General features: G+C 53.3%; 13 protein-coding genes. 9 read left to right on the top strand and 4 right to left on the bottom strand.

Annotated elements, in window-relative coordinates; genetic code table 11:
* Positions 1–61: 61 nt before the first annotated feature.
* Positions 62–1702 carry a phosphoglucomutase (alpha-D-glucose-1,6-bisphosphate-dependent) gene (gene pgm, locus ABIE10_RS07830; RefSeq protein ID WP_016152262.1) on the bottom strand — a complete coding sequence of 547 codons (1641 nt, stop codon included), beginning with the start codon at positions 1700–1702 and terminating at the stop codon, positions 62–64.
* A 24-nt stretch (positions 1703–1726) separates the two neighbouring features.
* Positions 1727–2269 carry a replication initiation negative regulator SeqA gene (seqA, locus tag ABIE10_RS07835; protein WP_016152261.1) on the bottom strand — a complete coding sequence of 181 codons (543 nt, stop codon included), beginning with the start codon at positions 2267–2269 and terminating at the stop codon, positions 1727–1729.
* 194 nt (positions 2270–2463) lie between these two features.
* Here seqA and ybfF point away from each other — a divergent pair, with 194 nt between their 5' ends.
* The 9 genes from ybfF (at position 2464) to ABIE10_RS07880 (ending at position 10106) form a co-directional block, all read left to right on the top strand.
* Positions 2464–3237 carry an esterase gene (gene ybfF / locus ABIE10_RS07840; RefSeq protein WP_047415163.1) on the top strand — a complete coding sequence of 258 codons (774 nt, stop codon included), beginning with the start codon at positions 2464–2466 and terminating at the stop codon, positions 3235–3237.
* A 128-nt stretch (positions 3238–3365) separates the two neighbouring features.
* Entirely contained in the window at positions 3366–3653 is a 288-nt protein-coding gene (ybfE, locus tag ABIE10_RS07845) for a LexA regulated protein (RefSeq protein ID WP_003022842.1), read from the top strand.
* Positions 3654–3808: 155 nt separating this feature from the next.
* Positions 3809–4339 (top strand): flavodoxin FldA, encoded by a 531-nt coding sequence (gene fldA, locus ABIE10_RS07850; RefSeq protein WP_003022839.1) that lies wholly within the window; start codon positions 3809–3811, stop codon positions 4337–4339.
* A 210-nt stretch (positions 4340–4549) separates the two neighbouring features.
* A complete protein-coding gene (locus ABIE10_RS07855; protein WP_049259739.1) occupies positions 4550–4636 on the top strand; it encodes a ryhB-regulated fur leader peptide in 87 nt (28 codons plus the stop codon).
* Complete coding sequence (fur, locus tag ABIE10_RS07860; RefSeq protein ID WP_003022836.1) at positions 4629–5075, top strand: ferric iron uptake transcriptional regulator; 447 nt, start codon at positions 4629–4631, stop codon at positions 5073–5075. The genes ABIE10_RS07855 and fur overlap by 8 nt, the downstream gene beginning before the upstream one ends.
* A 128-nt stretch (positions 5076–5203) precedes the next feature.
* The gene (tcuR, locus tag ABIE10_RS07865) at positions 5204–6130 is read left to right on the top strand and encodes a tricarballylate utilization LysR family transcriptional regulator TcuR (protein WP_410398613.1); all 927 of its coding nucleotides are present in this window, start codon (positions 5204–5206) and stop codon (positions 6128–6130) included.
* A gap of 97 nt (positions 6131–6227) precedes the next feature.
* Positions 6228–7631 carry an FAD-dependent tricarballylate dehydrogenase TcuA gene (gene tcuA / locus ABIE10_RS07870; protein ID WP_200079487.1) on the top strand — a complete coding sequence of 468 codons (1404 nt, stop codon included), beginning with the start codon at positions 6228–6230 and terminating at the stop codon, positions 7629–7631.
* Positions 7618–8757, top strand: a complete 1140-nt coding sequence (tcuB, locus tag ABIE10_RS07875; RefSeq protein WP_101699818.1) for a tricarballylate utilization 4Fe-4S protein TcuB — start codon at positions 7618–7620, stop codon at positions 8755–8757. Before tcuA ends, tcuB begins: the two co-directional genes overlap by 14 nt.
* A gap of 53 nt (positions 8758–8810) precedes the next feature.
* On the top strand, positions 8811–10106 hold the full coding sequence (locus ABIE10_RS07880; protein WP_429155219.1) for an MFS transporter: 1296 nt from the start codon (positions 8811–8813) through the stop codon (positions 10104–10106).
* Positions 10107–10157: 51 nt separating this feature from the next.
* Here ABIE10_RS07880 and chiQ read toward each other — a convergent pair whose 3' ends face one another.
* Both chiQ and chiP read right to left on the bottom strand, forming a co-directional pair.
* Complete coding sequence (chiQ, locus tag ABIE10_RS07885) at positions 10158–10490, bottom strand: ChiQ/YbfN family lipoprotein (RefSeq protein ID WP_016155980.1); 333 nt, start codon at positions 10488–10490, stop codon at positions 10158–10160.
* A 49-nt stretch (positions 10491–10539) separates the two neighbouring features.
* Positions 10540–11946: a chitoporin ChiP gene (gene chiP / locus ABIE10_RS07890; protein ID WP_016152254.1), complete on the bottom strand. Its 1407-nt coding sequence runs from the start codon at positions 11944–11946 to the stop codon at positions 10540–10542.
* Between the last annotated feature and the right edge of the window lie 132 nt (positions 11947–12078).

Raw genomic sequence — 12078 nt, forward strand, 5'->3', positions numbered from 1 at the left:
AAAAAAGCCCGGTAGCGCTAACGCTTACCGGGCCTACAAAACGCGTCAGTACAAACAATACTTACGCGTTTTTCAGCACTTCGCTGACAATCTCAACGGCTTCTTTTTCGATCTGCTTGCGATGTTCTTCACCAAGGAAGCTCTCGCAGTAGATTTTATAGGCGTCTTCAGTACCTGACGGACGCGCAGCAAACCAGCCGTTGTCAGTCATCACCTTCAGACCACCGATAGAAGCACCGTTACCCGGTGCCGCCGTCAGACGTGCCGTGATCGGGTCCCCCGCCAGCGTGCTGGCACTCACCATTTCCGGAGACAGCTTAGACAGCGCCGCTTTCTGCGCGGAGGTCGCGCTTGCCTGCAGGCGGTTGTAGCTTGGCGCGCCGAAGCGGGCTGCCAGTTCGTTGTAGTGCTCTTGCGGATTCTTACCGGTCACTGCGGTAATTTCTGCCGCCAGCAGGCACATGATGATGCCGTCTTTGTCGGTTGACCACGGTGTACCGTCAAAGCGCAGGAAAGAAGCGCCCGCGCTCTCTTCACCACCAAAGCCAAAGCTGCCGTCAAACAGACCGTCAACGAACCATTTAAAGCCAACCGGAACTTCGACCAGTTTACGCCCTAAATCATTCACTACGCGGTCAATCATCGCCGAAGAGACCAGCGTCTTACCAACGGCAACGTCTTTGCCCCACTGCGGACGATGCTGGAACAGGTAGTTAATCGCCACCGCCAGGTAGTGGTTCGGGTTCATCAGACCCGCCGGGGTGACGATACCGTGACGGTCATAGTCAGGATCGTTGGCAAAGGCCAGATCGAACTTGTCACGCAGCGCCAACAGTCCCGCCATCGCGCACTCGGAGGAGCAGTCCATACGGATTGCGCCATCTTTGTCGAGATGCATAAAGCGGAAAGTCTGATCAACGTGATCGTTAACGATAGTCAGGTTCAGGTTGTAGTGCTTGGCAATACGCTTCCAGTATTCGATACCGGAACCGCCAAGCGGATCGACGCCCAGCGTCAGGCCCGCTTTCTGGATCGCCGCCATGTCGACGATGTCGGCCAGTCCTTCAACAAACGGCTGAACCAGGTCCTGCTCTTTTACATGACCAGATGCCAGCGCAGCATCCAGCGACATACGCTTCACGCCTTGCAGGCCGTCAGCCAGCAGAGCGTTAGCCCTGTCTTCCACCACTTTGGTGACGTTAGTATCTGCCGGACCACCGTTTGGCGGGTTGTATTTAATGCCACCATCTTCCGGCGGGTTGTGGGATGGCGTGATCACAATGCCGTCAGCCAGCGGGCCGCCTTTTTTGTTGTGGACCAGGATAGCATTCGACACGGCAGGGGTTGGCGTAAAGCCGTTATTTTCCTGCACGATGACGTCCACGCCGTTCGCTGCCAGCACTTCCAGTACAGAGATAAAAGCCGGTTCAGACAGCGCGTGGGTATCCTTGCCCACGTAGCACGGGCCAGTGATCCCGTTTTTCGCACGTTCTTCAGCAATCGCCTGAGCGATAGCCAGAATATGCGGCTCGTTAAAACTATGACGACCTGCACTGCCGCGATGTCCGGACGTACCGAACTTGACGGCGTGCTCAGCGTTCCCTGCCGTTGGTTTCAGTACATAGTACTGTGCCGTCAGTTGGGCGACGTTAATCAAATCACTCTGTTGCGCAGGTTGACCTGCACGGTTGTGGATTGCCATTGCCTGGTCCTTCTAATGCAAGGATTAAATTGTTCCGCAAACCTTTTCAATCAATTCCGCAGGGAATTGCATTGACTGCATGATGTGCTCAACCATGCTGCATTTACGGCCGGTATTGGTATTGGTGATCACCCAGTACGGCGTGCCTGGCACGTGTTTCGGTTTGGTTTGATTACCATTTTTCAGCAGCGTCTGTTCATCTGCTGCAAAATAAACGCGCGTACGACCATGCAACGATTCCGTTGCTTCGGCGAACGCGTTTTGATCCAGTGAATAGAGTGTAGACAGCACCAGCATAAAGCGATTTACTGCTTTCTTCTGCTCCGCATATTCGTCGGACAGCAGCAGTTCACGCATCGCGCGCACTTTATCTTTTACGGGGTTAACCGGCTTCGCTTCCACGACAGCTTGCACAGCGCGGACTTCTTTTACTACCGGAGTGACAGGCTGTGATGCGGCGGAAAACTTCAACATACGCCGTAAAATGTCGGATGCGCTCTCGCCGATATGCTTGGTGTGGCTGGCAATATAGCTATAGAGTTCATCATCAACTTCAATCGTTTTCATCTTAATCCAGTGCAGTGTTTAGCTGAATACAAGTTGTTGGGGTCAACACGCGTAGTGTAAAGGCAAATCCCAACAGCGGATAGCGTCAAGCCTGGTGGCTGGCAAAACTCAGAGTAACCGTAGTTGTTGCAGCCATGTGGCAGAATGGTCAACATGATACCCTAACCCGTGAGTGTGAAAAAAAGAACTTTGCCATGAAATTGAATATCCGAGCGCAATCTGCGCAAAACCTGCACAATAATTCTCCCATCGTCCTGGTGCACGGCCTGTTTGGCAGTCTGGATAACCTGGGGATCCTGGCGCGCGATCTGGTGGCCGATCACGATATCATCCAGGTTGATATGCGAAATCATGGCCTCTCCCCGCGTTCACCTGAGATGAATTATCCGGCCATGGCGCAAGACCTGCTGGATACGCTGGACGATCAACAGATCGAAAAAGCGATCTTTATTGGTCACTCGATGGGGGGCAAAGCCGTCATGGCGTTAACCGCGTTGGCCCCTGAACGTGTCGAACGGTTGGTAGCCATCGACATTGCCCCCGTTGACTATCATGTTCGCCGTCACGATGAGATTTTTGCTGCCATTAACGCAGTAACTGACGCGCAGTCCTCTTCGCGTCAGCAGGCGGCGAGCGTCATGCGCCAGCATCTGCAAGAGGAAGGCGTGATCCAGTTTCTGCTCAAATCCTTCGTGGACGGCGAATGGCGCTTTAATGTTCCCGTGCTGTGGGAGCAATATCCTCATATTGTCGGCTGGGAGACCATCCCTGCGTGGGAACACCCGGCGCTGTTTATCCCCGGTGGCAACTCACCTTATGTAACCGAAGCGTATCGCGAACAGCTGTTGGCGCAATTCCCGCAGGCTCGGGCGCACGTTATTGCAGGCGCGGGCCATTGGGTGCATGCGGAAAAACCGGAGGCGGTACTGCGCGCCATCCGTCGTTATCTGAGCGAACAGGCTAACTGATTAAAAACTCAGCGTCTGCGCGTGATTACGCGCGTGGGCGTTGGCGTGTCTCCCCTGCTGATGTATTATGGCGGGCTATCCATCCGGGCAGACGCCTGGCTGATTGTTTCCCCGAAGTCACCAAGATCATGGCCAAAGAACAAACGGACCGTACGACATTAGATCTGTTCGCGCAGGAGCGTCGCCCGGGACGACCCAAAACTAATCCGCTCTCGCGTGATGAACAGTTACGTATTAACAAACGTAATCAGCTTAAACGCGATAAAGTTCGCGGGCTTAAGCGTGTCGAACTGAAACTGAACGCTGATGCTGTTGACGCTCTGAACGAGCTGGCCGAGGCGCGCAACATGAGTCGCAGTGAACTCATCGAAGAGATGCTGATGAACCAACTCAGCGCATTGCGCGGTCAGGCTTAGTCTGAATTTCTGCTCTAAATCATAAATCGTGTAGCACAGAGTGCAGTCCTGCGTGTTTGCTGTTTCCGCATGCCTGACTGTTCTGCTATGATTGCCCTTATCCGTGGGCAATGCGCCACCACCATTTCAATAAGTTTCAAGAGGTTATTTTACTCATGGCAATCACTGGCATCTTTTTCGGCAGCGACACCGGTAACACCGAAAACATCGCAAAAATGATTCAAAAACAGCTTGGTAAAGACGTTGCCGATGTACATGACATTGCAAAAAGCAGCAAAGAAGACCTCGAAGGGTATGACATTTTGCTGCTCGGCATTCCAACCTGGTACTACGGTGAAGCGCAGTGTGACTGGGACGATTTCTTCCCTACCCTCGAAGACATTGATTTTAACGGCAAGCTGGTTGCATTGTTCGGCTGCGGCGACCAGGAAGATTACGCAGAATATTTCTGCGATGCGTTGGGTACAATTCGCGACATCATCGAACCACGCGGCGCAACCATCGTTGGTCACTGGCCAACGGCGGGTTATCACTTTGAAGCGTCCAAAGGCCTGGCTGACGACGACCACTTTGTGGGTCTGGCCATTGATGAAGATCGCCAGCCTGAATTGACCGCCGAACGCGTAGAAAAATGGGTTAAGCAGATCTCTGAGGAGCTGCACCTCGACGAAATCATCAATGCCTGATTTTGTGTGGCGCAGATTTCCATCTGCGCCACATCAATAGATAAAACCAATCAAAATAATTGCTACAAATTTGTAACTTTTTCGTCTGACCCTGTACAATGGCCGGATGCCAATCGGGTATTGCACAGTGTGTTTGTCGGCGATACCACGTTTTGATTAACAATATATGCCAGAGACTTGCAGTTTTCATTTAGCCATGGCAGTTCTATAATGAATCGCATTATCTCAAGTGCAATTTCTGTCACTTCTGTTAATGAAGTGAATCGTTTAGCTACAGGACAGATTCCGCATGACTGACAACAATACCGCATTAAAGAAGGCTGGCCTGAAAGTAACGCTTCCTCGTTTAAAAATTCTGGAAGTTCTTCAGGAACCGGATAACCATCACGTCAGTGCGGAAGACTTATACAAACGTCTGATCGATATGGGTGAAGAAATTGGTCTGGCGACCGTGTATCGCGTGCTGAACCAGTTTGATGATGCCGGTATCGTGACCCGCCATAATTTTGAAGGTGGTAAATCCGTCTTCGAACTGACTCAACAGCATCATCACGATCACCTCATCTGCCTCGACTGCGGCAAAGTGGTCGAGTTCAGCGATGATTCCATCGAGGCGCGCCAGCGTGAGATTGCGGCTAAACATGGTATTCGTTTAACCAACCATAGCCTCTATCTTTACGGTCACTGCGCCGAAGGCGATTGCCGCGAAGATGAGCATGCTCACGACGGTAAATAATGTGATGCTTTCTGAAAAGCCAACCATTCGGTTGGCTTTTTTTATGGGCATTATCACCCCTTTTCCCCTTCCCTCCACTCCTGTGTTGCTTTAATGTAAAATCTATAGTCCCTTCCCGGAGAGTCGAAATGGAACTTCGCCAGCTACGCTATTTTGTTCGCATTGTAGAAACCGGCAGCATGGGTAGCGCGGCGCTCGATCTCAATATTGGGGTTTCGGCACTCAGCCAGCAAATGTCCCGCCTGGAAAACGAACTCGCTATTCGCCTGCTGCAGCGCACCTCGCGTGGCGTTACGCCCACCAGCGCCGGACTGGCTTTTTACTCCCAGGCGCAGCTGGCGCTCCGCCACGCAGACGATGCAATCCTCGCCGCGCGAGAGTCCCGGCTTTCCGGGCACGTCAGCGTCGGTATGGCCCCCAGTACCGCTTCCGTTCTCGGCATGCCTTTTATTAACGCCATGCGGGAAAGCTATAGTGATGTCCGCCTGCATGTGGTGGAAAGCCTCTCTGGCAACCTGGAACGGATGATTAATACCCGCCAGATTGATCTGGCCGTGGTATTTCAAAAAGAAAAGCTCCTGCGCTGGAGCGCCAGACCGATTCTCGAAGAGCGCCTGTTTTTGATTGGGACTCATGCCTTACTGGCCGATATTGCCGATGAAAATATTGCGCCAGCCCAGTTGGCAAGTATCCCATTGATAATGCCCAGCCCAGGCCACGGTCTGCGCGGCAGGCTGGAAGCAATTTGTCAGGAACACGCACTGCGCATTGAGATCGCCACAGAAATTGATGGTCTGGCGCTGCTAATGCGCGCCGTTCGCAGTGGAATCGGCGCTACTCTCCAGCCCGGCGCGGCGATTTCCCATCTCGATAAAGAGACGCTAAGAGTGATCGGCGTCCATAATCCAATACTGAGTCGCCCCAACTTTCTGGTCAGCCTTTCTGATGATGAGCTCACCCCCGCGGGCCTCGCCGCCCGCGTGGTGCTAACGAAAGTGATGCATCAACTGGTGGAAGCAGGAAGCTGGCCAGGCGCCATCCTTTACAATAACTAAAGCCCTCTTTAGCACTTCGTCATAGCGCCCGCACAAGCTGTACGTATACATTTCAATTACAAATTTAACAATTAGTTAAATGGTAATGGAGTATACGATGGTTGATGTTCTGGTGATTGGCGGTGGCAATGCCGCGTTATGTGCTGCCCTAACCGCCCGGGAGCAAGGAGCTTCGGTACTCCTGCTCGAAGCGGCTCCACGGGAATGGCGCGGGGGAAATTCTCAACACACACGTAATCTGCGCTGTATGCATGACGCGCCGCAGGATGTGCTGGTGGAAAGCTATCCTGAAGAGGAGTTCTGGCAGGATTTGCGGCGCGTCACCGAGGGAAATACTAACGAAGCCCTGGCGCGTCTGGTGATCCGCACCTCTTCACAATGCCGAGACTGGATGCGCCAACACGGCGTTAATTTTCAACCTCCTCTCTCCGGTGCTTTACACGTAGCGCGAACCAACGCCTTTTTTATGGGGGGCGGGAAAGCCCTCGTGAATGCCTATTATCGCAGCGCAGAAAAGTTAGGCGTGCAAATCCGCTATAACACACCAGTGCAGGCGCTTGAACTGCATAATGGTGAGTTTGTGGCAGCGCTGGCAGGCGAAGAGCGCATAACCGCTAAGTCCTGCGTGCTTGCCGCTGGCGGATTTGAGTCAAACCGCGAATGGCTGCGCGAAGCCTGGGGAGAGAACGCCCGCGGCGAGTGGCCTGCGGATAACTTCCTGATTCGCGGCACACGCTTTAATCAGGGCGTACTGCTTAAATTTATGATGGATGCCGGGGCGGACATCATCGGCGAACCCTCCCAGTCACACTGCGTCGCCATTGATGCCAGAGCGCCATTATATGACGGCGGAATTTGCACCCGCGTGGACTGCGTTTCACTCGGCATAGTAGTCAACCGTGACGCAGAACGTTTTTATGATGAAGGCGAAGATTTCTGGCCCAAACGCTACGCCATCTGGGGACGCCTGGTCGCCCAACAGCCAGGACAGATTGGCTATTCCATTATCGACAGTAAAGCCATCGGCCACTTTATGCCACCGGTATTCCCCGGCGCACAGGCGAATACGCTGGCGGAGTTGGCGCATCAGTTGGGGCTGGATACCGAACGCTTTACCCACACCGTGACGGCGTACAACAACGCCTGCCAGCCAGGTCAGTTCGACCATACCATCCTGGACAACTGCGCGACGAAGAAGTTATCCCCCGCGAAAACACACTGGGCGCGACCGCTGGACCAGCCACCTTACTACGGCTATGCCCTGCGGCCAGGGATCACCTTCACCTATCTTGGGTTAAAAGTGAACGAACGCGCTGCCGTGCACTTTGCCGGGCAGCCAAGCCGCAACCTGTTCGTCGCCGGAGAGATGATGGCGGGCAACGTGTTGGGCAAGGGTTACACCGCTGGCGTGGGCATGTCGATCGGGACAACCTTTGGCCGCATTGCCGGAAAAGAAGCCGCGCTGGCAGCACGTAAGGAGGCACGTCATGAAGCAGCTTGAGAAACTGATCATCGAAGCACAAATTATCACCGAGCCGGAAGCAGAAGTTGAACGTGTGATGCAGGTCTGTAACGCCTGCCGCTATTGTGAAGGTTTTTGCGCCGTGTTCCCGGCAATGACTCAGCGCCTGGAATTCGGTAAAGCGGATATCAATTATCTGGCTAACTTGTGCCATAACTGCGGCGCCTGCCTGCACGCGTGTCAGTATGCCCCACCTCATGAATTTGCCATTAACGTACCGAAGGCGATGGCGGAAGTGCGGCTCGAAACCTATCAGCACTACGCGCAACCCGCCGCCTTTGGCGCGCTTTATCGTCGCGCAGGCATCACTGTGACGCTGGCGCTGGTTTTCGGTCTGATCCTGTTTTTACTCCTCGCCATGAGTTTAAAGGGCTCGTTATTCCATCCTCCGCTGGCCGGGGATTTTTATCAGATTTTCCCGCATAACCTGCTCGCATGGATGTTTGGTTCGGTATTTATTCTGGCGATAGGTCTGCTGATGGCGGGTGTTCTCCGCTTCTGGCGCGAAATCTCTCCGGGTGTACCGCGTTCCGCTGAAATTGCTGAAGCCTCGCACAATGCGCTGACGCTGAAGTATCTCGATGGTGGGCATGGCAAAGGTTGTAACGAAGCAGATGATGCCTTCACCCTGATGCGCCGCCGTTTCCATCACTTCACCTTCTACGGTTTTATGCTCTGCTTTGCCGCCACCGTGGTGGCAACGGGCTATCACTACTTTGCAGGTATAGAAGCGCCCTATCCGTTCTTCAGCGTTCCGGTAATGTTGGGCACGTTGGGCGGCATTGGCCTGACTGTCGGCCCGGCTGGCTTGCTATGGCTCAATTTTAAGCGCTCACCGCTGCATGGCGACGCTCGGCAAAAACCGATGGATCGCGGTTTTATTTTGCTGCTGCTCCTGACCAGTCTGACCGGTTTAGCGCTGCTGGCGGGAAGAGACACCTCCTGGATGGCTATTTTGCTCGCCATTCACCTCGGCGTGGTCATGGCGCTCTTTCTGACCATTCCTTATGGAAAATTTGCCCACGGATTTTACCGCTGCGCAGCCTTACTCAAGTGGGCGATTGAGAAACGGCGCGGCAAACAGGCGGGGGTCGCAGGCGACTAACCCGCAAACTCTTACCTCTATAAATATTATGATAAGACAGTGGAGCAAACCCAATGACACAACAACCATCGCGCGCCGGAACTTTCGGCGCAATACTGCGGGTAACCAGCGGTAATTTCCTCGAACAGTTTGACTTTTTTCTGTTCGGTTTTTACGCCACCTATATCGCAAAGACCTTCTTTCCTGCAGAGAGTGAATTTGCCGGGCTAATGTTAACTTTCGCCGTGTTTGGTTCAGGTTTCTTAATGCGGCCTGTTGGCGCAATTGTGCTGGGTGCTTACATCGACAGAATTGGTCGCCGTAAAGGACTGATGGTGACGCTGGCGATTATGGGCTGCGGTACCCTGCTGATTGCCCTGGTACCCGGTTATCACAGTATTGGTCTGCTGGCCCCTGTCCTGGTATTACTCGGCCGATTATTACAGGGCTTTTCTGCAGGGGTGGAGCTGGGCGGCGTCTCGGTTTATCTTTCTGAAATCGCCACCCCTGGCAATAAAGGCTTCTACACCAGCTGGCAGTCCGCCAGTCAACAGGTCGCCATTGTGGTGGCGGCTCTGATTGGTTACGGCCTGAACGCCACCCTGGGACACGATGAGATTTCTGAATGGGGCTGGCGTATTCCATTCTTTATTGGTTGCATGATTATTTCTTTGATCTTCGTGCTCCGCCGCTCGCTTCAGGAAACAGACGCCTTTTTACAACGTACGCACCGTCCCGACACCAGGGAAATTTTTACTACCATCATCAAAAACTGGCGTCTCATCGCTGCGGGTACGCTGCTGGTGGCGATGACCACAACGACGTTCTACTTTATTACCGTCTACACACCGACCTACGGTAGGGCTGTACTTCACCTGAGCGCTCGCGACAGCCTGATCGTCACCATGCTGGTCGGTATTTCTAATTTTATCTGGCTGCCGATTGGCGGGGCGATTTCTGACCGAATTGGTCGTCGTCCGGTGTTGATGGGGATTACCATCCTTGCACTGATCACCACCTGGCCGGTTATGCACTGGCTCACCGCCGCGCCAGATTTCACGCGCATGACGCTGGTTCTGCTTTGGTTCTCGTTCTTTTTTGGTATGTACAACGGGGCAATGGTCGCCGCACTCACCGAGGTGATGCCTGTCTATGTGCGTACGGTGGGCTTTTCACTGGCATTCAGTCTTGCCACGGCGATTTTTGGCGGCCTTACGCCAGTCATCTCCACAGCGCTGGTCCAGCTAACCGGGGATAAAAGCTCACCGGGGTGGTGGCTGATGTGTGCGGCACTTTGCGGGCTCGCCGCCACGGCAATGCTGTTTGTCCGGCTGAGTCGGAGTTATCAACCGGTGGAATATAAACCCTGAAATGCAAACGGGCGGAAAACTCTCCGCCCGTTGTCTGTTTCATTTTTCGATTTACTGCGCAGTATTCTTGCTACGAATTTCCTGCCAGACCTTGTCGCAATCAGCATTAACGGACTGACCATTACCCGTGCGCGTAGCCTGGATGCATTGCTGATAATCCAGTACGCGTACGCTTTCTTCATTGGCAAACTGCTGATGCTGCTTTTCTTTCTTCAGCACATTCAACACGCTTTGGCAAGCTTCGATTTTCTCCGGCGATCCTTGCGCGGTAGTAATGCACGCGCTGTAGGCTTCTTTCAGACGACTGTCTTCTTTTGGTGCCGGGGATTGCGCGCAAGCCACCAGCCCGGATGCCATAACAGCGATGAGTATCAGTTTTTTCATAGCACTTTCCTCAACGATGCGGCAGGCGCCCGGCCTGCCGCTGTTGGCATTAGAAGATGGTGAACGGAGCAATAACGATGAATTTCACGTCACGCTCATCCTGGAAGATGTTGCCGTAACCACCGCCCCAGCTCGGAATGTCTGAATGGTTGTCGTACTGGGTGAAGTGCAGTTTAAACATGGTGCCCTTCGCACGCCCCTCTTGCAGGGTATAGACCGCATCCAGGCTGTAAGAAGATTCTTCGATAGTCCGGTTTTTGTCGTAATACGCATCCGGATTGATCTGCCAGGTTGATGGCTTGGCATCCCATGCGTAAACGTAGGACGCGCCCACTGCCCAGCCCGGCAAATTCCAGTTCTTCAGGTCATACATTGCGCCGAAGAAGACAGCCTTTTCGCCGTTGGCGTTGAAGTCGGAACGGTTATCCCACCAGATATCCAGGCGACCGTTTGATGAGGCGTAGGTCGGGGTCATACGCTGCAGGAAGTACCCCTGCTGCCCGTCCGCTTTAACCCAGGTCCCTTCCAGACGCAGGTCAACCACTTCCGCCACTTTGTAGCCAAAGGTCAGCGCCTGCAGCCAGGCCGTACCATCATAAATGTCGTTCACGGTGCGATCGTCAACTTTGTCGCGCGCGCCGTAGAATTGGTAGCTGGTGGTAAACGGGTTACCGCCTAAATCGAATTTATAGCTGGCTTTTGCGAAGTACTGATCGACGTAGCCTTCAGACTGACCAAATGCGGCTTCCAGCAACAGGTTATTTTTGAAGTCATATTTCGCGCCGATTGAGTGCAGATAATCTACGCTGGTCTTTTTATCAGCCTGATAGAATTTATCGACTTCAGTGTGCCATGGTGCTTTATATTCGTTGGCCCACATATAGGAGAAGCTCAGTGCACCAGCATCACCATAGTCAAAGTTGGCTCCGGCTTCAGCACCCTGATAGGTACCTGGCATAAAGCTCCAGTGCGGAGCCAACAGAGTCTGTCCGGTTGGTTGAATGTAACCGGCGCGCGCCCAGGTTGGGCCGAATTTAAATTTGGCTGCTGCTTTATAAAGGCTAATTCCGCTCTTATCGCCGGAGTAATCTTCATCATAGCCTTTGTTTTTTGACGAGAATGCAATTTCGTTTGGATGGCCGCTTTCGCTACTTTCGTTCATTTCAATAGCGGTAAATGCTGCGATATCAATACCAAACATATCAGCCGCATAACCGGACTGGAAGTCGAGGTTAGCGTTCCAGGTGGAGTGAGAAAGGTTGGTTTTGTATTTGTCGTGATCGGTCACATCTTTACGGTCACGCTCACGCTGCCAGTAATAGATGCCGCCGGTTAAGGTTGAGTCATCAATAAACCCTTCGGCGTGTACCTGGGGAGCGACAACGAAACCCGACATTGCTGTGATACCGGCGATAGCCAGCGCCAGCGTACTACGTTTGCCACTAAACGTACGCATATGTTAATCCTCTTTGACGTATAACCCTTCGTTTTTCAAGCTGCATCGGTGTTGGCTTTACTCGGCCTTTGGCCTCGCCCCTTCGGGGACAGCGCACGCGCTGCGTCTCCGCCTTGATGCAACTCGAAATCC

Origin of the sequence: Citrobacter sp. 506 (assembly GCF_050434985.1) — a bacterium.
GTDB classification, from domain to species: Bacteria; Pseudomonadota; Gammaproteobacteria; order Enterobacterales; family Enterobacteriaceae; genus Citrobacter; species Citrobacter braakii.

Excerpts from the sequence above, each read along its gene's own strand:
- pgm (WP_016152262.1), bottom strand. The coding sequence starts at position 1,702 with ATGGCAATCCACAACCGTGCAGGTCAACCTGCGCAACAGAGTGATTTG.
- seqA (WP_016152261.1), bottom strand. The coding sequence starts at position 2,269 with ATGAAAACGATTGAAGTTGATGATGAACTCTATAGCTATATTGCCAGC.
- ybfF (WP_047415163.1), top strand. The coding sequence starts at position 2,464 with ATGAAATTGAATATCCGAGCGCAATCTGCGCAAAACCTGCACAATAAT.
- ybfE (WP_003022842.1), top strand. The coding sequence starts at position 3,366 with ATGGCCAAAGAACAAACGGACCGTACGACATTAGATCTGTTCGCGCAG.
- fldA (WP_003022839.1), top strand. The coding sequence starts at position 3,809 with ATGGCAATCACTGGCATCTTTTTCGGCAGCGACACCGGTAACACCGAA.
- ABIE10_RS07855 (WP_049259739.1), top strand. The coding sequence starts at position 4,550 with ATGAATCGCATTATCTCAAGTGCAATTTCTGTCACTTCTGTTAATGAA.
- fur (WP_003022836.1), top strand. The coding sequence starts at position 4,629 with ATGACTGACAACAATACCGCATTAAAGAAGGCTGGCCTGAAAGTAACG.
- tcuR (WP_410398613.1), top strand. The coding sequence starts at position 5,204 with ATGGAACTTCGCCAGCTACGCTATTTTGTTCGCATTGTAGAAACCGGC.
- tcuA (WP_200079487.1), top strand. The coding sequence starts at position 6,228 with ATGGTTGATGTTCTGGTGATTGGCGGTGGCAATGCCGCGTTATGTGCT.
- tcuB (WP_101699818.1), top strand. The coding sequence starts at position 7,618 with ATGAAGCAGCTTGAGAAACTGATCATCGAAGCACAAATTATCACCGAG.
- ABIE10_RS07880 (WP_429155219.1), top strand. The coding sequence starts at position 8,811 with ATGACACAACAACCATCGCGCGCCGGAACTTTCGGCGCAATACTGCGG.
- chiQ (WP_016155980.1), bottom strand. The coding sequence starts at position 10,490 with ATGAAAAAACTGATACTCATCGCTGTTATGGCATCCGGGCTGGTGGCT.
- chiP (WP_016152254.1), bottom strand. The coding sequence starts at position 11,946 with ATGCGTACGTTTAGTGGCAAACGTAGTACGCTGGCGCTGGCTATCGCC.